Genomic DNA, 17,481 nt, shown 5'->3' with positions numbered 1-17,481 from the left:
ATCAACACAATCCCCTGTGGGAGCGGGCTTGCTCGCGAAAGCGGTCAATCATTCAACATTGATGTTGACTGACACGCCACTTTCGCGAGCAAGCCCGCTCCCACATTGTTATCTACGCGGCTGAACCTACGCCGGTAGTGGTCCGCAATCGCCCTTCCAGCCTGCGCTTCAACCCCCGCGCTTCAATCAACAGTTTTGATCCCTTGGCCGCATTGGCCCGCCCCCATTCCTCCAGCAATTCCAGACACGAGTGATCGATGTAGCTCAGGTTATTGAGCGGCACATGCACCGTCGTGCCTGCCGGAATAGTCCCCAGCACCTGGGTCAGCGCCGGCACTTTGAGAAAGGTCGCTGCACCTATCAACCGCAATTCCATTTCGCCGTCCTTGGGCAGATCGATCAGGCTGATTTTCAGCCGCGAAGCCTTCCAGGCCAGTTTGGCCAGGGTCAGGCCGAAGCCGATCAGCACGCCGGTCAGCAGGTCGGTGAAGATGATCGCCAGGGCTGTTGCCGCGTAGGTGAACATCGGCATCCGCCCATAACGGCCCAGACCGCGGAAGGCCTTGAGGTCGACCAGTTTGAAACCGGTGTAAACCAGAACGCCCGCCAGGCTCGCCACCGGAATGCTTTGCAGCACGCTGGACAGCAGCAACACGAAAGCCAGCAGCCACAGGCCATGGAAGATCGTCGACATTCGCGTGGTGGCGCCGGCCTGGACGTTGGCTGAACTGCGCACGATCACGCCGGTCATTGGCAGCGCGCCGAGCAGACCGCAAAGCATGTTGCCGACGCCTTGAGCTGACAATTCCCGGTCGAAGTCTGAACGCTGGCCGCTGTGCATGCGGTCCACCGCGGCGGCCGAGAGCAGGGTTTCGGCGCTGGCGATAAACGCCACGGCAAACGCGGCAATGAGCAGCGTCGGGTCAGCCAGGTTGAGCAAGTCGGCGGGTTTCAGCCAGTCGATGGCTTCCGCCAGGTTGGCCGGGACTTCGACTCGTTTGACCTGCAACGCGAGCACCAGGCTGGCGACAGTCGCCAGGCCTACCCCAAGCAGTGCGCCGGGTACGAAGCGCAGGGAATGGGGGCGGAATTTCTCCCACAGCCACATCACCGCAATCGTCGACAGCCCGAGCAACCCGGCTTGCCAACCGAAGGAGGGCAAGGCCTGCACGACGGCAGCCGGGAAGGCTGCCAGGTTATCCAGCCCGGAAGGCTTGGGCACGGCGTCGAGCATCACATGCACCTGTGACAACACGATCAACACGCCAATCCCGGCGAGCATGCCGTAGACCACCGCTGGCGCCGTTACCCGGAACCAGCAGCCCAGCTTCAAACGCCCGGCCACCAGTTGCAGAAAACCGGCCAGCAGCAGGATGGGTCCGAGCATGTCGATACCATGCTGGCGCACCAGTTCGAACACCAGAACAGCCAAACCGGCCGCCGGGCCGCTGACTTGCAGTGGCGAACCGGCAATCCAGCCCACCACCAAGCCACCGATGATCCCGGTGATCAAGCCTTTGGATGGCGGCAGCCCCGAGGCGATGGCGATGCCCATGCACAAGGGCAGGGCGACGAGAAACACAACCACGGATGCCAGCAGCTCCCGTGGCAGAACAGCTTTAAGTTGAGCAGCACGCATGGTGACTCTCCCGAAGTTTTCTTCAGGCGTGGCAAAGCCAGGCTGCCTGATCGGCAGCCTCGGCTAAACCACACAAGGATTTAGGAGGATTTAGAAGCGCGCTTTAGGCGTCGCCACCGGAATCGGATGGCTGCCATCGAGCGGCAGGAAACAACCCTTGTCCGCGTCGTAAGCTCTGATTTCGCTGGTTTCGATGTTGTAGATCCAACCATGGATAAACAACTGACCATTGGCCATGCGCGAGGCTACCGACGGGTGCGTGCGCAAATGTTGCAGCTGGGCGATCACATTCTCCTCGGTGAGGACGTGCATGCTTTCGTTTTCGTCAGCGCAATGGCAGTTTTCCTGGACCATGGTTTTTGCCACTTCGGCATGACGCAACCAGGCTTTGACCGTCGGCATTTTTTCCAGGCTTTGCGGGTTGAGCACTGCGCGCATCGCGCCACAGTCGGAGTGCCCGCAAATGATGATGTGTTGCACGCCGAGGGCCAGAACGGCGTATTCGATTGCCGTGGAAACACCGCCGTTCATTTGCCCATAAGGCGGCACAACATTGCCAACGTTACGGGTCACGAACAGGTCGCCGGGGGCGCTTTGGGTGATCAACTCAGGAACAATGCGCGAATCGGCGCAGGCGATGAACATCGCTCTGGGGCTCTGGGCCGTGGCGAGTTTTTTGAAGAGTTCTTCCTGCTGTGGAAAAACCTCGTGATGAAAATGCAAAAAGCCGTCAACGATATGCTGCAGCGCTGCATCGGCGGTTTCCGCCTCCGGTTGGGCTGAAGCCGACGCAGCCAACGACTGTTTATCCTTGTCACTCATGATTCATCCTCTTTGGCGGAGTCAGGGAATTTTCCCGTTTTGTCCGGTGTGAAGCCAGTGGCTGTTTAAAAAACATCCAGGCCGAGAATCTCGACCCATCAGTCACTCGATGAACAAGGTAGCGGCCGAAACTTAACTCAAACTGAATAAAACGCTCTAGAACGTGTGTTCCAGGTCACAAAAAACGTGACCGGAGTAGTGGCAAAGTGCATTTCACCCTACTGAACCATAGGCCAATTGTCCTCAAATCAACGACATTTGGCGACCTGGCGGACAGAAGGCTTCGCAGTCCAGATTGAAACCTTCCCGACGATTGAGCCCCAGGCGTTTGATGGTTTTGGCAAAGCGTTGCGCCAGCAGATCGGCAAACGGTCCTTCGCCACGCATCCGGGCACCGAAGCGACTGTCGTAGAGCTCGCCACCACGGGTCTGACGAATCAGGCTCAACACATGCGCGGCACGCTGAGGATAGTGGGCCGCCAGCCATTCTTCGAACAGCGGCGCCACTTCCAGCGGCAGGCGCAGCATCATGTAGGCCGCACTTTGCGCCCCCGCGGCATGAGCTTCGGTGAGCAGGCTTTCGAGTTCGCTGTCGTTGATCATCGGAATCATCGGCGAGCACAGAACACCCACCGGAATTCCCGCTTCACGCATCACGCGGATCGCTCGCAACCGAGCCTTGGGTGCCGCGGCGCGCGGTTCGAGGATGCGTTTGAGTTCGTCGTCCAGGGTGGTGAGGCTGATCATCACCGCCACCAGCCTTTGCTCGGCGAGTTCGGCCAGCAGGTCCAGATCCCGAAGAATCAGCGAGCCTTTGGTAATGATGGTCACCGGATGGCGATAACGCAGCAGCACTTCGAGGGTTTTTCGGGTGATTTTGTGTTCGCGTTCGATCGGCTGATAAGGGTCGGTATTGGAGCCCAGATTGATCGGCGCACATTGATAGCCGCGCTTGGACAGTTGTTCTTCCAGCACATCGGCGGCGTTGGTCTTGGCGATCAGTTTGGTTTCGAAATCCAGCCCTGGCGACATGTCCCAATAAGCGTGGCTGGGCCGCGCGTAGCAATAGATGCAACCGTGCTCGCAGCCGCGATAGGGATTGATCGAGCGATCGAAGGGCAAGTCCGGCGAGTTGTTGCGAGTGATGATGGTTTTCGCCGTTTCGATGCGCACCTCGGTGCCCTGGGTGATCGGCGCTTCCTGATACCAGCCGTCATCCTCGGCCACCGAGCGATTCGGCGCGAAACGGTTGTGCGGGTTGGTGGCGGTGCCGCGGCCGCGAGGTGGCAGGGGGGTAGGCATCGACAAGGTCCTTTAGCTGTATGTCTATACAGTATAGGGCCTCGGCACATTCGGCCAGTGCCGTTCGGCGCCTGTTAATTCTAAAAAAGCCTGGTTCTTTGTATTTCTATCAATTGGTTAAAGCGTTCGTCACCATGAGATACATATAACGACTGGCATAGTTATAAGTGCTATTAGTAATATCCTTCTCACACGAAGTTCTCGTGTTCAACTATTAAATGGAATTAATTAATGTCGAATTACAATCAGCGCGGTATTTTTTTGCAACTGATGCGCGCATCTGTTGTTAGTCCAAAAGAAGTTCGGGTTTCCATGCAGTTTGCACTCAAGGAAGAGGGCTACGATCCGGAAAACCGTGCTGTCACTTATGCTCTGCTGGACTCGAGCACCCGCGAGGCCGTATCGAACGACGGCGGCGTGACTTTCACCATGGGTACCGCCCCTGCCGATGTGGACGGTGATGGTGACATCGACGCACAAGACAAGGCCGTTCTGCTGGCCTTGGCGAGTGCCTATTCGAAGATCGTCAAACCGTAATCGCGATTGAACGCATGCAGTAGATAAATATTGAGTGCGCAGTAGGTTGTAGCTGAACCTAAAAAAGCGGTATGGAGTTTCCATATCGCTTTTTTATTTTATTTAATGAGTCGTCACTTGGCCAATGTCATCATTTGAAGTCGCTTTCATATCGTCTTCCCTTAACGCCATTACATCACTGGCTTTAACAGTGGCCCCTTTATTTCCCCAACTAGTGGTAATGAAACTCACCACATCCGCCACTTGCTGATCCGACAAGCGCCACGCGAACCCGGGCATCGTGAAGGTCGACGGCGCCGTGTGAGTCGCTGGCAAGGTGCCGCCCTTGAGCACGATGTGAATCAGCGACGTCGGATCCTGCGACTGCAACACCGGGTTGCCTGCCAGCGCCGGGAACACTTTGGTGTAGCCATGGCCATCGGTACGGTGACAGGCCGCGCAGTTGTCGATGTACACCGAAGCGCCGGGCTTGCTGTCGTCCCCGTTCCATAGCGCCTGTGCGATCTGTTTGTCGTACTGGTGCGGCTGATCATTGGAATCATTCGCCGGCAAGGACTTGAGGTAACGGGCAATCGCGGTCAGATCGTTGTCGGTCATGTACTGCATGCTGTGCGTCACCACATCACTCATGCCACCAAACACCGCGCTGCGATCGCTGCGACCGGTCTTGAGGAACTGCACCAGTTGTTGTTCGCTCCAGCTGCCGAGGCCGTCTTTATGATCGCCGCGCAGACTTTTCGCGATCCAGCCTTCCAGTGGCGCGCTACCTGACAGAAATGAGCTGCCTTCGCCTGCATTCAGGGCTCTTTCCTGCATGGTCAGGGCACGTGGCGTATGGCATGCGCCGCAATGTCCGAGGCCTTCCACCAGATAAGCCCCACGGCTGACCACCGCATCTTCGCCGGGTGCCGCTTTGTAGTCCGCCACAGCCGGGGCAAACATCCAGCGCCAACCCGCAAGCGGCCAGCGCATGCTCAAAGGCCAAGGGATGTCGCTGTCCTTGTTCTCCTGAGCGACCGGCGCCACACCGTGCATGAAGTAGGTGTACAAGGCGTTCATGTCGGTTTCGTTGACGCTGGCGTAGGACGGATAGGGCATGGCCGGGTACAACGTACTACCGTTTTTGGCGACGCCATGGCGCACGGCCTTGTCGAATTCTTCGAAGGTGTAGTTGCCCAGCCCGGTTTTATCCGGCGTGATATTGGTGGAGTAGATCGTTCCGATCGGCGTTTCCATCGGCAGGCCACCGGCGAACGGCTTGCCGTCCTTGGCGGTATGGCAGGCCACGCAGTCACCTGCTCGAGCGAGGTACTCGCCTTGTTTGATCAGGTTTTGATCGATTTCTGCGGCGTTGACCGAGCCATAACCGAGCAGTGCCAGGGTCGCGATAACAAGTGCTTTCATGGTCATCGCTCCTTAAGCCTGAACCAGCGGGCCGGGGTTTTTCAGGTACTGCTCGCGGATCGCCCGGGCCGACCAGTAGGTCAACGCTGCCACCAGGCCGGTAGGGTTGTAGCCCAGACCTTGTGGGAAAGCTGACGCTCCGGGGACGAAAACGTTGTGTACGTCCCAGCTCTGCAAGTAACGGTTCAGGGCGCTGGTTTTCGGGTCGGTGCCCATGATCGCGCCACCGTTGAGGTGGGTGGTCTGGTAAGACGCGGTGTTGAAGTGATCGCCCACCTTCTTGCCCAGTACGGCGATGGCCTTGGGGCTCATCGCTTCGGCGATCTTGCCCATTTTCTCGACCATGAAGCGGTTCATCTTGATGTCGTTTTCCTGCCAGTCGAAGGTCATCCGTAACAGCGGCAAGCCGTAGGCATCGCGGTACACCGGGTCCAGATCGAGGTAGTTGCCACGGTAGGATTGATGCGCGCCGTGGGCATCCATCGACACTTGATGGGTGTAGTAATCGGCGGTGGCACGTTTCCAGGCACTGCCCCAGGCCGGGGTGCCCGGCGGGTTGGAGGTGCCTGCGATCGGTCGGCTGCCGGCCTGGTTGACCCACATCGGCGAGCCGCCGACGAAGCCATGGGGCCCGTGATCGAAGTTGTCGGCGTTGAAGTCGTCCACCGCCACGCCGTTACCGCCGGCACCAATAAAGTTATTGGTGTGGGTGTCTTTGTCGAAGTAGGCCTTGATGGTGGCCATGTTCTGGTAGGCGAAGTTCTTGCCGACCACGCCTTCGCCGCTGATCGGGTCATACGGCTTGCCGATGCCCGAAAGCAACATCAGCCGCACATTGTGGAACTGGAAGGCACCGAGGATCACCAGATCTGCCGGCTGCTCGATTTCCCGGCCCTGGCCATCGATGTAGGTGACGCCTGTCGCCTTGCTCTTGGTGCTGTCGAGATTGACTCGCAATACGTGGGAGTTGGGCCGCAGCTCGAAATTGGGCAGCGGTTTGAGCGCCGGCAGAATGTTTACGTTCGGCGATGCCTTGGAATACATGTAACAGACATAGCCGCTGCAAAAACCGCAGAAGTTGCACGGCCCCATCTGTGCGCCGTAAGGGTTGGTGTAGGGGCTTGATGTATTGGCAGAGGGCAGGTTGTAGGGTTTGTAACCCACTGCGGTGGCCGCTTTCTGAAACAGCTGTGCGGAAACAGTGTTCTTCTGCGATTCCAGCGGGAAATGATTCGAACGATCCGGCGCGTACGGGTTGCCGCCCTTGCCTTCGCCGACCAATTGACCCTTCACCGTCCAGGCTTGACCCGACGTACCGAAGACCTTCTCGGCGTAATCGAAAAACGGTTCCAGCTCTTCATAGCTGACGCCAAAGTCCTGGATAGTCATGTCCTTGGGGATGAAGCTTTTGCCGTAGCGTTCTTCATAGTGACTGCGCATGCGCAACTCGATCGGGTCGACCCGAAAGTGCACGCCGGACCAGTGCAAACCGGCGCCACCGACACCATTGCCGGGCAGGAAGGCGCCCAGTTGGCGGTTCGGCAGCGCGATGTCATTCACGCTATGGCGAATGGTCACGGTCTCCTTGGAAATGTCCTGGAAGAGTTTTTTCCGCACGCTGTAGGTGAGTTCGTCGATCACCTGTGGATAGTTGCCATCGGGGTAAGTGTCCTGCATCGGCCCGCGCTCCAGCGCCAGCACATTCAAGCCGGCTTCTGTCAGCTCCTTGGCCATGATCGCGCCCGTCCAGCCAAACCCGACGATCACTGCGTCGACCTTCTTCATTACCGTTGCCATGCTTACGCCCTCTCGCCGCGAATCGAAACTGCCGGGAAGGGGTATTGCTCGTTGCGTTCCACCCAATCCATGAAATCGGCGCGGGCGCCGGGGAAGCCGATCATGGTCCAGCCGACCATGCCTTTATTGCCGCCGTGAATCGGGTCGCAGAAGAACCCTTCTTTGGTGTTTTGCAGCAGCAGGTTGAAGAAAATCTTCGCTGGGACGCTGTCGAACTGAGGTTTTCCGGCCTCGAGTTGCTTGAGCAAATCGTCTCGGGTAGCGCTGTCTTGCTCAGCAAATACTTTACCGTTGAGCGTTTTCGACCAAGCATCCGTCGCGGCGATGCCCAGGCGATAAATCTCTTTGGGCACCAATTTGCTCTGCCAGCCCATTTCCGGAGCGGCGTCTGCGTTGAACGGTCCCTGCATGAACCACAGCGCGCCGGCCGCGTAAGGCGTGTTCATCTGACGGTCGATGTATTCGGGCACACCGGCTTCCAGGGCGCCTGGCCCTTGGGCATCATTCGGAATCAGCTGCGCGACAGCCGCTTTGATGAACGTCCATTCTTCGGCGGTGAAGTAGCTGGGTTCATAGGTGCTGGTGGCGACCGGCGCTTTGCCGGAACTGGTCGGGGCTGCTTCGGGCGCGGCCATCAGGACCGTGCTGCCCAGACCGGTGCTGGCAACGGTGACCACCGGGATCAAGGTCAGGGATTTGCGCAAAAACTCACGCCGCGGGTTGTCTCGATCTTGATCGGACATAGGGGGGGCACCTCATCAGGCATAGCGGTTTTTCAGCCGTCTCGCAGGACGACTTTTCGTTTTGGCACCGATGAAGATCGCCAGCAAGCGGGGAGCAATAGGGCGCATCGGTAATATGGAGAAACAAATGGTAGCAGGCTAAGCATAAAGATGAACCGATTCAGCTAAAAAACCTCGGCTTTGCGACGAAAGCGATCGGCTGATTCACGATTCTTTGACAGACGGCTCACAGGCCTTTGACTGCTCGGAGGGGAAGCTCGGCATCATCTTCCCAACTCTCCTGAACGGTCACCCCGAGCATGTCTCTATCGCGTTGTATCCCAGCGATCTGCCTGTCGCTGGCCGCACTTTTAAACCTGACGGTGGCCCTTGCCGACGACAGTGCATTGCCCCGACCTGCGGAGTGGGCTCAATCGGTCGAGGTGCAGTACAACCTCTTTAAAATGTCCCCGACGCTCTATCGCAGTGCGTTGCCCGACAGAGGCGCTGTGCCGTTACTGGAAAAACTCAAGGTCGGGACGGTGATCACGTTCCTGCCCGAGTCGGATTCAAGCTGGTTATCGACGCCAGGAATCGCACAAATACAGCTGCCCTACCGTACCAACCATGTTGATGACGCGGATGTACTCAAAGCCCTTCGCGCGATCCAGACTGCCGAAGCCAAGGGACCGGTGCTGATGCACTGCAAACATGGTTCGGACCGCACTGGCCTGATGGCGGCTATGTACCGGGTTGTGGTGCAGGGCTGGAGCAAGGAAGACGCCCTGAACGAAATGACTCAGGGCGGCTTTGGTGACAGCACTCATTTCAAGGACGGCATCCGTTACATGATGCAGGCCGATGTCGACAAGCTCCGCACCGCGCTGGCCAACGGCGATTGCAGCACGAGCCCGTTCGCCAGTTGTTCGATGAAGAGCTGGTTCAAATCAGCCCACGTCGAGTAAACCGTTGCCTCAGCGGGTAACGGTCTCTGACGAAAACGCGAACAGATCTTCGGCGATCGGCCGATCAAGAAATGCTTCCAGGGCGGTGAGCAAGGAGCGCGAATCGCCCGGAGAAAAAAACGCCTCGCGAAAGGCTCGCCCTGTTTGCGCATTGAAGACCCAATCCTGACGGAATCGCTTGAAGGCTTCGATGGCCAGTACGCCTGACCACGTGTAGGCGTAAACGGAGGCTGCGTAACCGGTCACCATGTAGTCGAAGCTGTTTGCGAACCGACAATAAGACGGCAGTTGCACGTGGGGAACCTCCTGCTGAACGTCTTCGAATACTTGCTGGGTGCTACGACCATCGCCTTGGCTGCGGTGCACTTCGAAATCGAACATTGCACCCGTCAGCAAGAGTGCGGCTTGTCGGCTGGTCTGGGTGTCGAGGGCTGCCAGTGCCGCGTCTACCCGCGCCTCGGTCAAGCGTTCACCGCTTTGGTGGTGGGCCCCCAGCCATAACAGAAACTCCCGTGACAGGCACCACTGCTCGAAAACTTGCCCTGCGAACTCCGCCGTATCGCGCCCCAGTTGGGAAATGCCGGAAAGGTTGTGATGCGGCGAACTCGTCAGTACGTGTTGCAGGCAATGACCCCACTCATGAAAAAGCACCCGCAGATCCTGGTGCTCAAGCAGGCACGGATGGCCGTCGACCCCCGGCGTGAAGTTGCAGTGAAGATCGGCAATCGGTAGCGCTACGCGGCCTTCGGCGTTTCTTCGTCGGTTTCGCAGTGTGCCGGTCCAGGCGTAATCCGGGGCTTCCTTGCGGTGGTACGGGTCAAGATAAATATGCCCAATGGTCTGACCATGCTCGCTGATCTCAAACAGGCGCACGTCGTTATGCCAGCGACTGAACTCAGCCTGCTCGAGGATCCGGATCCCGAACAGGCGTTCGCAGAACAGGCAGAATCGTCGCAAGGTGCCGTCCAGGGGAAAATAGTCACGCAGATTCTTCAGGGCGTCAGGGAAACGATGGTGGCGCAGTTGTTCAGCGAGAAACTCGTGGTCCCAGGCGTGTACTTCAGAGAGGCCCCGTTCGAGTGCAAACGCTTGTAGCTCCTTTGTATCCCGTGCAAGTGACGGTGTGTTCAATGTCACTTGCCGACGCAGAAAACGGCGAACTTGATCGGTGGACTCGGCCGCTGCGGTGGCCAGACGTAGTTGCGCGAAATTATCGAAACCTAGCAGTTCGGCTTTCTGGTGGCGCAGCGAAAGCAGCAACGTCAGTACAGGATCATTATCGAACTCGTCGGCATGCGGGCCTTGATCGGACGCGCGCGTGGAGTACGCCACGAAATACTCTTCTCGCAATGCCCGATTTTCGGCGTACTTCATGATTTGCTGGCAGGTGTTTTCATCCAGGGGAATCAGCCAGCCTTCATGTCCTGCTTCTTTGGCCAGGTGTCTCAGACGATTTTTTACGGTGGGGTATAAACCTTCCAGTACCGCAACGTCATCGACGTGCTTGGTCCAGGCCGCGTTGGCGCTTTTCAGATGGATGACAAACAGCTCTTCGAGCCGGTCAATGTCGAGGTTCAACCGGGCCAGCTTTTCCCGTTGCGCCAGGGGCAATTCGATTCCCGCCAATTGAAATTTGCGCAGAATCTTGGCCAGCGCAGCCTTGCGCGGCTCGTCGAAATTGAGGGCGATCGAACTGTTCGCCAGTCGCCGGTATGCCTCAAACAACGGACGATTGCTCAATCTTTCGGATCGGTACTGCGCCCCGGCGTCGTTGCATGCAGCAGCTGCCGTGTTCCAGGCCGTATCGTTGTGTTTCGCCATCGACAGGATCTGGATGATGCCCAAAGCCTCGTTCAGGCGCGCATCGATTTCATCGATGGCCAGAACCAGATCATCCCAATTGGGAAGTACGGATTGGCTGATGATGGTTTCGGCAATGACCTGCCGGTTGTCGGTAATGATGGCTGTGATTGCCGGCACGAGGTGTTCGGTGCGGACCTCCGACCAGGGCGGCAGGTCCCAGGCCTGCAAAAGTGGATTGGTGTCGGGCATGGCGTCTTCCTTGGGTAGAGGCTGAATGTGGTCAGCCTATAAAGGAAGCGCAGGGGAAAGGTGGTAGATAGATACCACCTTCCAAGCCGTTCAGGCGTGGAAGGTGGCGGTGACTCAGTGTTGCTCGTCAGGCTTTTTCTTCAGCTTCGGGTTCGGGAAAAACTGTACAGCCTGAACCTTGGCGTCCGGCACTTTCAGCGCCGAAGTGTTGACCCGCGTGCCCAATTCCTTGGGCACGGACAGGCCTTGTTCATTCAGCGTGTCGGAATAACCGCAGGCCACGCACTCACGATGTGGGACTTCGTCTTCGTTCCACATCATCAACTTGTCCGGCTCGCTGCAGGCCGGGCAGACTGCCCCGGCGATAAAGCGTTTTTTCGTGATCACAGGACCCTCGCTCATGCTGCCGCGACCTCACTCAGGCCGCTGTGGCGCAAGAGTGCGTCAATCGACGGCGGGCGTCCGCGGAAGTCGACGAACAGCACCATCGGTTCCTGGGAGCCACCGCGCGCCAGGATCGCTTCGCGGAAGGCGCGGCCGGTCTCGGCGTTGAGCACGCCTTCTTCTTCGAATTTCGAGAAGGCATCCGCCGACAGCACTTCAGCCCACTTGTAGCTGTAGTAGCCCGCTGCATAACCGCCAGCGAAAATGTGGGCGAAGCTGTTCGGAAAACGGTTGTAGGCAGGTGGACGCATGACCGACACCTCGTCCCGCACAGCTTCAAGTACCTGCGCCACGCTACGGCCGTCACCGTGGGTGGCGTGCAGGTCGAAGTCGAACAGCGAGAACTCCAGCTGACGGACCATCATCAGACCGGACTGGAAGTTTTTCGCGGCGAGCATTTTCTCCAGCAGGTCCTGAGGCAGCGGTTCGCCGGTTTCGTAGTGCCCGGAGATCAGCGCCAGACCTTCCGGCTCCCAGCACCAGTTCTCCATGAACTGGCTTGGCAGCTCGACCGCATCCCAGGCCACGCCGTTGATGCCGGATACGCCGGCGTGTTCAACGCGGGTCAACAGGTGATGCAAGCCGTGACCGAATTCGTGGAACAGGGTGGTCACTTCATCGTGGGTCAACAGCGCTGGCTTGCCGCTGTCGGCCGGGGTGAAGTTGCACACCAGGTTCGCCACCGGACTTTGCAATACGCCGCTGATCGTGCGGCGACGGTCGCGGGCGCCGTCCATCCAGGCACCGCCACGCTTGTTGGCGCGGGCGTAGAGGTCGAAGAAGAAACGGCCGACGTGCTGGCCGTTTTCCTTGATTTCGAACAGGCGAACATCCGGGTGCCAGGTGTCGAAGCCTTTCAGTTCGGCGATTTCGATGCCGTACAGGCGCTGAACGATAGCGAACAGACCGCCCAGCACTTTGTCGATCGGGAAGTAAGCGCGAAGGGCTTCCTGGGCGACGCTATAGCGCTGCTCGCGAAGCTTTTCACCGTAGAAACCGCTGTCCCAGCTTTGCAGGTCCGGACAGCCTTGTTCGGCGGCGTACGCCTTGAGCTGTTCCAGATCCTGGGCAGCGAACGGCTTGCTGCGCTTGGCCAGATCGCGCAGGAAACTCAGCACCTGATCGCTGGATTCGGCCATTTTGGTGGCCAGGCTCAGCTCCGAGAAACTAGCGAAACCGAGCAGCTTCGCCAGTTCCTGACGCAGGTCGAGGATTTCTTCCATGACCGGGCCGTTATCGTTCTGACCGGCATTCGGGCCTTGGTCCGACGCACGGGTGCAGTAGGCGGCGTAGACCTCTTCGCGCAGGGCGCGGTCCTGGGCGTAGGTCATCACCGCGTAGTAGCTCGGGAATTCCAGGGTGATCAGAAAGCCTTCCAGACCTTTGGCCTGTGCCGCCGCGGCCATTTGCGCCTTGGCCGAATCGGTCAGGCCGGCGAGGGTGGCTTCATCGGTAACATGCTTGGTCCAGGCCTGAGTGGCGTCGAGCAGTTGGTTGGAGAAGCGGCTGCCCAGCTCCGACAATTTGCTCTGTACTTCGGCGTAACGCTTTTGTTCGGCTTCCGGCAGGTCAATACCCGACAGACGGAAGTCGCGCAGGGAGTGTTCCAGGATAGTTTTCTGCGCCACTTCGAAACCGGCAGCTTCGGGACTGTTCGCCAGCGCTTCGAACGCCTCGAACAACTCGCGGTTCTGGCCCAATTCGGTGGAGTAGGCACTCAAGGCCGGCAGGCAGGACTCGTAGGCTTCGCGCAATTCGGCGCTATTGCACACGGCATTCAGGTGGCTGACCGGGCTCCAGGCGGCGCCCAGACGATCATTCAGTTCGTCCATCGCCAGCACCAGGCCGGCCCAGGTCGGTTGTTTGCCCTGGGTTTTGAGGATCTCGATAATGGCGGCGCGGTTGTCAGCCAGGATCTGTTCAATAGCCGGCTGCACGTGTTCGGCACGGATCGCCGAGAACGGCGGCAGGTCGTAGGACTGCAAAAGAGGGTTGTTCACGCTCACGGTTGGCACCTTGGCTGGAAGAAACATTGCGCCATCTTAATTACAATCGACGCTCACCGCAGCTATCAGCAAAAGAGAGAGAGCCTATCGTGACCCTTCGCAAGTATCAGAACCATACGCCGCTACTGGGCAAAGGCGCCTTTGTCGACGGTTCGGCGGTGGTGATCGGCGACGTTGAAATCGGCGAAGACAGCTCGGTCTGGCCGCTGACGGTGATTCGTGGCGACATGCACCGCATCCGTATCGGCGCGCGCACCAGCGTGCAGGACGGCTGTGTGCTGCACATCACCCACGCCGGGCCGTTCAATCCCGATGGTTTTCCGTTGCTGATCGGTGACGATGTGACCATCGCGCATAAAGTCATGCTCCACGGCTGCACCGTGGGCAGTCGGATTCTGATCGGCATGGGCAGCATCGTCATGGACGGTGCGGTGGTCGACGACGATGTGATCATTGGCGCCGGCAGTCTGGTGCCACCGGGCAAACGCCTGGAAAGCGGCTTCCTTTATGTGGGCAGCCCGGTGAAGCAGATTCGGCCGCTGACTGACAAGGAAAAAGCCTTTTTCACCTACAGCGCGGCGAACTACGTGAAGCTCAAGAACTTGCACTTGGCCGAAGGCTACGACCAGCTCTGACCCTGCGCCCTTATTCAGGATTCAACATGCATTACCAAACCGTATTGTTCGACCTCGATGGCACCCTGACCGATCCGCGCGAGGGCATCACCCGTTCGATCCAGTTCGCCTTGAGCAAACTGGGCATTGATGAGCCCGACCTGACCAAACTTGAACACTTCATCGGTCCGCCGTTGTTGCAGGCGTTCATGCAGTTCTACGACTTCGACGAGCCCAAGGCCTGGGAAGCGGTGAACTTCTATCGCGAACGCTTCAAGGTCACCGGCCTGTATGAGAACCGCGTATTCGACGGCGTCACACCATTGTTGGAAACCCTCGGCGGCCAAGGGCGACAGCTGTACATCGCGACGTCCAAACCGTGGATTTTTGCCCGGGAAATTGCCCGGCACTTCGACTTCGCCAAGCACTTCAAGGTGATATATGGCAGCGAACTGGATGGAACCCGGACCAACAAAGTCGAGCTGATCGCCCACTTGATGGCTGAAGAAGGCCTGGACCCGACCAGCACCCTGATGATCGGCGACCGTAAACACGACCTGATCGGTGCGCGCAGTAACGGGCTGGATGCAGCGGCTGTTGGTTATGGTTTTGGCAGCCGGGAAGAGTTGAGCGCAGAAGCCCCGACTTATCACTTCGAGACGCTGGAAGAGATGCATCAGGCGTTTTTGCAGCGCTAATGAAATTGCTTTCGCGGGCAAGCCCGTTCCCACAGGATCTGTGTCGTACACATTTTTCGTATACGACACGGATCCTGTGGGAGCGGGCTTGCCCGCGAAGGGGCTCGTTCAGCCACTGAAACTTTATGATCCCGCCAAAGCCTTCAACGCCACCTTGCGCTCACCCGCCGGCAACGCACCAAGCTTCTCGACTGCCGCATAAAACTTCACCCAATCCCCAGCCTCTTGTCTGAACAACGCCGCAAACGCCGGCACCCATTGGTCGTACAACCCAAATGGCAACAGCCGGGCATTGTTCATCGGCGCATTGATCCACGCGTCATAGCGTTTGTCCCCGGCCCATCGGCTGTCGCGCAGCTGGCGGTATTCACCGCGCAATCGTTCGAACTCGTCGGCTTTGCGCTGGCGCATCTGGTCGGCGGGCAGGGGCAGGGTGTACAGCCGTTCGAGTCGCGTGCGGGTATCCAGAACCAATTGAATGAACTGGTCCCGTTGCTGCACCTGCGCGCCGCTGTCCGGTGCCAAGCCACGGAATGCACGCCATTGGCGGGTGCCCTCCTGTTCGACGAAGGTGGCGAAAGACTCATTGAACTCGGTGTCGTCCTTCACATAAAAGCGTTGATGCGCCAGCTCATGGAAGATCAGCGTGGCCAATCGTTCGTCACCCCAGGCCATCATCGAACTGATAATCGGATCGTTGAACCAGCCGAGCGTCGAATAAGCCTCGACGCCACCGATCGACACGTCCATACCTTGTAATCGTTGCAACGCAGCTTCACCGCGGGCCGCGCTCTGACTGTAATAACCGCGATAGGCGACGCAACCGGCGATCGGGAAGCAATGGTTCTGTGGTGTCAGGGAAAATTCCGGCGTGGCAAACACGTTCCAGACTACGAACGGCCGGCCAATGTCGGCGTACAAACGGTAACTCTGATTATCCGGCAGATGCAGCTGTTGGCTGGCGAACGTGCGAGCCTTTTGCGATTGAATCAGGTGCGCACGCAATAGTTGATCGCGACCGGGATCGGCAATCACTGTGGAAATCGGTTCGCGTGCCCGCAGCAATTGCAGCTGACCACTGGCCAATTGGCCGTAATAGCTGACGCTGGCGCAACCGTTGAGAAACAAAAACAGCAAACCCGGAAACAAAATGCGTAAAACGCGATCAAGTAACCCAAGGCTTGGAAGCGGCCTGATCAAAATGAATCATCCTTGGAGAGTCTGCCCGCAAGACTATCCCGCCTGACTGGAGCTCCGCTATGCGCACGTTGATGCTGACAGGAAGCCTGTTGATGCTGACAGGTTGTGCTGGATTCGGATTACCCCCCCATGATCCGGCTCAAGCGTGGATCGACCTGGATTCGAAGCAGGAAGACACGGCGCTGCAAGCGCTGGAAGTCGATGACAAGGCCGCCACCGACAAGCGCTATTTCGAGGTTCAGCCGGGTAGCCATCAGTTGACGGTCCGTTACCAATTCCCGGTCGCACCCACCAACATCGGACCAGACGCCGAGCCGCTATGGCGTGACTGCCAGCTAAACGTGAAATTCAACGACTTCAACGCCGGCGAGCGGTATCAGCTGAAAGCAGGAAATATCGGCTTTCGGCCGTGGGCAAAACTTTATGATCAGCAGCGAAAAGTGATTGGCCAGGGCGTACCGGCAGGCTGCCAACGCACCTGATCGGCGTTATTCTAAAAGGACGAGTCCTTGAGAAAATCATCATGCGCAGGTTCACGCTATTACTTGCTGCAAGCATCGTTGCTGGCTGTCAGAGCCCGTTGCCAGCGGTTAATCCGCAGATGGCCTGGGTCGAGTTTTCTACGCCATTCCCTAACGATAAATTGCTGATGGCCGAACGCCTGGACAATCAGCGGTTGCGCGACGGGCGTTTTTTCCAGGTCACCCCCGGTAGCCATGAGCTGATTGTTCGATTCGACTTTGAAGTGCCCGGTGGTGGTGGCTTGGGCATGATGAACACCCCCACAGAACGCTTGTGCTACCTGACCATCAATTATGATCATTTCGAAGCCGGCCAGCGTTATGTGCTGGAAGGTCGTTCGATAGCGTTCACCCCTGGCGCCCGGTTGTACAACGCCAAGCGGGAGATTGTCGCTGAAGATCGAGAGTCCTATTGCCTCATGTGAGGTGAATCAGCGGTCGTTCTTCTGGTAGATGATTTTCTTCGTGCCGCCTTCGCACGAACCGACGACCATGTTCTGGTCGTGTACTTCGTCGTTGGTGACGATTTCCAGCGTGTAGGACGAGACGTTATTGGCCTGGATCTTGGCTTCAATCTCGGCCTTGAGTTCTTCACAGGATTTCGTTGCCGCCAGGGCCGATGTGGCCAGCGCGCAACAGATAACCGCCAAGGCAAAACGTTTCATGGTTGAAGCTCCTTTGAGGCAGCGTGCAGAGTAATGTGCGTTAGCTGCTGTCATTTATTCGACCACAATTTCGCTAGCCCTGTTTGTTTCAGG

General features: G+C 58.1%; 17 protein-coding genes. 6 read left to right on the top strand and 11 right to left on the bottom strand.

Annotated elements, in window-relative coordinates; all coding sequences use genetic code 11:
- Positions 1 to 112: 112 nt before the first annotated feature.
- The 3 genes from IB252_RS11260 to IB252_RS11250 all read right to left on the bottom strand — a co-directional run bounded on the left by IB252_RS11260 (position 113) and on the right by IB252_RS11250 (position 3,763).
- Complete coding sequence (locus tag IB252_RS11260) at positions 113 to 1,639, bottom strand: SulP family inorganic anion transporter (protein ID WP_111448116.1); 1,527 nt, start codon at positions 1,637 to 1,639, stop codon at positions 113 to 115.
- Between the two features lie 90 nt (positions 1,640 to 1,729).
- Entirely contained in the window at positions 1,730 to 2,461 is a 732-nt protein-coding gene (locus tag IB252_RS11255) for a carbonic anhydrase (RefSeq protein WP_111448115.1), read from the bottom strand.
- A gap of 243 nt (positions 2,462 to 2,704) precedes the next feature.
- Positions 2,705 to 3,763, bottom strand: coding sequence for a PA0069 family radical SAM protein (locus IB252_RS11250; RefSeq protein ID WP_192408674.1), 1,059 nt, complete (start codon positions 3,761 to 3,763; stop codon positions 2,705 to 2,707).
- A 231-nt stretch (positions 3,764 to 3,994) separates the two neighbouring features.
- Between IB252_RS11250 and IB252_RS11245 the strand changes: the two genes are divergently transcribed.
- The gene (locus tag IB252_RS11245) at positions 3,995 to 4,300 is read left to right on the top strand and encodes a hypothetical protein (protein ID WP_111448113.1); all 306 of its coding nucleotides are present in this window, start codon (positions 3,995 to 3,997) and stop codon (positions 4,298 to 4,300) included.
- Positions 4,301 to 4,402: 102 nt separating this feature from the next.
- Here IB252_RS11245 and IB252_RS11240 read toward each other — a convergent pair whose 3' ends face one another.
- From IB252_RS11240 to IB252_RS11230, 3 genes are read right to left on the bottom strand one after another with little or no spacing between them, the layout of a single operon-like run.
- The gene (locus IB252_RS11240) at positions 4,403 to 5,704 is read right to left on the bottom strand and encodes a c-type cytochrome (RefSeq protein WP_192408672.1); all 1,302 of its coding nucleotides are present in this window, start codon (positions 5,702 to 5,704) and stop codon (positions 4,403 to 4,405) included.
- A gap of 12 nt (positions 5,705 to 5,716) precedes the next feature.
- Positions 5,717 to 7,501 (bottom strand): GMC family oxidoreductase, encoded by a 1,785-nt coding sequence (locus tag IB252_RS11235; RefSeq protein WP_192408670.1) that lies wholly within the window; start codon positions 7,499 to 7,501, stop codon positions 5,717 to 5,719.
- A gap of 2 nt (positions 7,502 to 7,503) precedes the next feature.
- Positions 7,504 to 8,244, bottom strand: coding sequence for a gluconate 2-dehydrogenase subunit 3 family protein (locus IB252_RS11230; RefSeq protein ID WP_192408668.1), 741 nt, complete (start codon positions 8,242 to 8,244; stop codon positions 7,504 to 7,506).
- Between the two features lie 299 nt (positions 8,245 to 8,543).
- Between IB252_RS11230 and IB252_RS11225 the strand changes: the two genes are divergently transcribed.
- Positions 8,544 to 9,188: a tyrosine-protein phosphatase gene (locus IB252_RS11225; protein ID WP_192408666.1), complete on the top strand. Its 645-nt coding sequence runs from the start codon at positions 8,544 to 8,546 to the stop codon at positions 9,186 to 9,188.
- A 9-nt stretch (positions 9,189 to 9,197) separates the two neighbouring features.
- On the opposite strand, the gene IB252_RS11220 is transcribed toward IB252_RS11225, so the two are convergent.
- The 3 genes from IB252_RS11220 to prlC all read right to left on the bottom strand — a co-directional run bounded on the left by IB252_RS11220 (position 9,198) and on the right by prlC (position 13,717).
- The gene (locus IB252_RS11220; protein ID WP_192408663.1) at positions 9,198 to 11,240 is read right to left on the bottom strand and encodes a M3 family metallopeptidase; all 2,043 of its coding nucleotides are present in this window, start codon (positions 11,238 to 11,240) and stop codon (positions 9,198 to 9,200) included.
- 114 nt (positions 11,241 to 11,354) lie between these two features.
- Positions 11,355 to 11,642 carry a YheV family putative zinc ribbon protein gene (locus IB252_RS11215; RefSeq protein WP_008152496.1) on the bottom strand — a complete coding sequence of 96 codons (288 nt, stop codon included), beginning with the start codon at positions 11,640 to 11,642 and terminating at the stop codon, positions 11,355 to 11,357.
- Positions 11,639 to 13,717: an oligopeptidase A gene (prlC, locus tag IB252_RS11210; protein ID WP_192408661.1), complete on the bottom strand. Its 2,079-nt coding sequence runs from the start codon at positions 13,715 to 13,717 to the stop codon at positions 11,639 to 11,641. Before prlC ends, IB252_RS11215 begins: the two co-directional genes overlap by 4 nt.
- Positions 13,718 to 13,779: 62 nt before the next feature.
- Here prlC and IB252_RS11205 point away from each other — a divergent pair, with 62 nt between their 5' ends.
- Both IB252_RS11205 and IB252_RS11200 read left to right on the top strand, forming a co-directional pair.
- Complete coding sequence (locus IB252_RS11205) at positions 13,780 to 14,325, top strand: gamma carbonic anhydrase family protein (RefSeq protein WP_192408659.1); 546 nt, start codon at positions 13,780 to 13,782, stop codon at positions 14,323 to 14,325.
- A gap of 26 nt (positions 14,326 to 14,351) precedes the next feature.
- Positions 14,352 to 15,002: an HAD family hydrolase gene (locus IB252_RS11200; RefSeq protein ID WP_192408657.1), complete on the top strand. Its 651-nt coding sequence runs from the start codon at positions 14,352 to 14,354 to the stop codon at positions 15,000 to 15,002.
- 123 nt (positions 15,003 to 15,125) lie between these two features.
- Here the strand turns inward: IB252_RS11200 and IB252_RS11195 are convergent, their stop codons facing one another.
- Positions 15,126 to 16,202, bottom strand: coding sequence for an aminopeptidase (locus IB252_RS11195; protein ID WP_192408655.1), 1,077 nt, complete (start codon positions 16,200 to 16,202; stop codon positions 15,126 to 15,128).
- A gap of 59 nt (positions 16,203 to 16,261) precedes the next feature.
- Between IB252_RS11195 and IB252_RS11190 the strand changes: the two genes are divergently transcribed.
- Both IB252_RS11190 and IB252_RS11185 read left to right on the top strand, forming a co-directional pair.
- Entirely contained in the window at positions 16,262 to 16,684 is a 423-nt protein-coding gene (locus tag IB252_RS11190; protein WP_111448105.1) for a hypothetical protein, read from the top strand.
- A gap of 41 nt (positions 16,685 to 16,725) precedes the next feature.
- Positions 16,726 to 17,148 carry a hypothetical protein gene (locus IB252_RS11185; RefSeq protein WP_111448104.1) on the top strand — a complete coding sequence of 141 codons (423 nt, stop codon included), beginning with the start codon at positions 16,726 to 16,728 and terminating at the stop codon, positions 17,146 to 17,148.
- A gap of 6 nt (positions 17,149 to 17,154) precedes the next feature.
- Here IB252_RS11185 and IB252_RS11180 read toward each other — a convergent pair whose 3' ends face one another.
- Entirely contained in the window at positions 17,155 to 17,388 is a 234-nt protein-coding gene (locus tag IB252_RS11180) for a DUF1161 domain-containing protein (RefSeq protein WP_111448103.1), read from the bottom strand.
- Positions 17,389 to 17,481: the final 93 nt, after the last annotated feature.

Source organism: Pseudomonas sp. PDM10, assembly GCF_014852295.1.
GTDB lineage: Bacteria > Pseudomonadota > Gammaproteobacteria > Pseudomonadales > Pseudomonadaceae > Aquipseudomonas.
The sequence above is the reverse complement of the archived record's forward strand: the minus strand, read 5'-3'. Positions and strand labels throughout refer to the sequence as shown.

What these genes read in the sequence shown, in the direction of transcription:
- IB252_RS11260 (WP_111448116.1), bottom strand. Translation starts at nt 1,639, where the DNA reads ATGCGTGCTGCTCAACTTAAAGCTGTTCTGCCACGGGAGCTGCTGGCA.
- IB252_RS11255 (WP_111448115.1), bottom strand. Translation starts at nt 2,461, where the DNA reads ATGAGTGACAAGGATAAACAGTCGTTGGCTGCGTCGGCTTCAGCCCAA.
- IB252_RS11250 (WP_192408674.1), bottom strand. Translation starts at nt 3,763, where the DNA reads ATGCCTACCCCCCTGCCACCTCGCGGCCGCGGCACCGCCACCAACCCG.
- IB252_RS11245 (WP_111448113.1), top strand. Translation starts at nt 3,995, where the DNA reads ATGTCGAATTACAATCAGCGCGGTATTTTTTTGCAACTGATGCGCGCA.
- IB252_RS11240 (WP_192408672.1), bottom strand. Translation starts at nt 5,704, where the DNA reads ATGAAAGCACTTGTTATCGCGACCCTGGCACTGCTCGGTTATGGCTCG.
- IB252_RS11235 (WP_192408670.1), bottom strand. Translation starts at nt 7,501, where the DNA reads ATGGCAACGGTAATGAAGAAGGTCGACGCAGTGATCGTCGGGTTTGGC.
- IB252_RS11230 (WP_192408668.1), bottom strand. Translation starts at nt 8,244, where the DNA reads ATGTCCGATCAAGATCGAGACAACCCGCGGCGTGAGTTTTTGCGCAAA.
- IB252_RS11225 (WP_192408666.1), top strand. Translation starts at nt 8,544, where the DNA reads ATGTCTCTATCGCGTTGTATCCCAGCGATCTGCCTGTCGCTGGCCGCA.
- IB252_RS11220 (WP_192408663.1), bottom strand. Translation starts at nt 11,240, where the DNA reads ATGCCCGACACCAATCCACTTTTGCAGGCCTGGGACCTGCCGCCCTGG.
- IB252_RS11215 (WP_008152496.1), bottom strand. Translation starts at nt 11,642, where the DNA reads ATGAGCGAGGGTCCTGTGATCACGAAAAAACGCTTTATCGCCGGGGCA.
- prlC (WP_192408661.1), bottom strand. Translation starts at nt 13,717, where the DNA reads ATGTTTCTTCCAGCCAAGGTGCCAACCGTGAGCGTGAACAACCCTCTT.
- IB252_RS11200 (WP_192408657.1), top strand. Translation starts at nt 14,352, where the DNA reads ATGCATTACCAAACCGTATTGTTCGACCTCGATGGCACCCTGACCGAT.
- IB252_RS11190 (WP_111448105.1), top strand. Translation starts at nt 16,262, where the DNA reads ATGCGCACGTTGATGCTGACAGGAAGCCTGTTGATGCTGACAGGTTGT.
- IB252_RS11185 (WP_111448104.1), top strand. Translation starts at nt 16,726, where the DNA reads ATGCGCAGGTTCACGCTATTACTTGCTGCAAGCATCGTTGCTGGCTGT.
- IB252_RS11180 (WP_111448103.1), bottom strand. Translation starts at nt 17,388, where the DNA reads ATGAAACGTTTTGCCTTGGCGGTTATCTGTTGCGCGCTGGCCACATCG.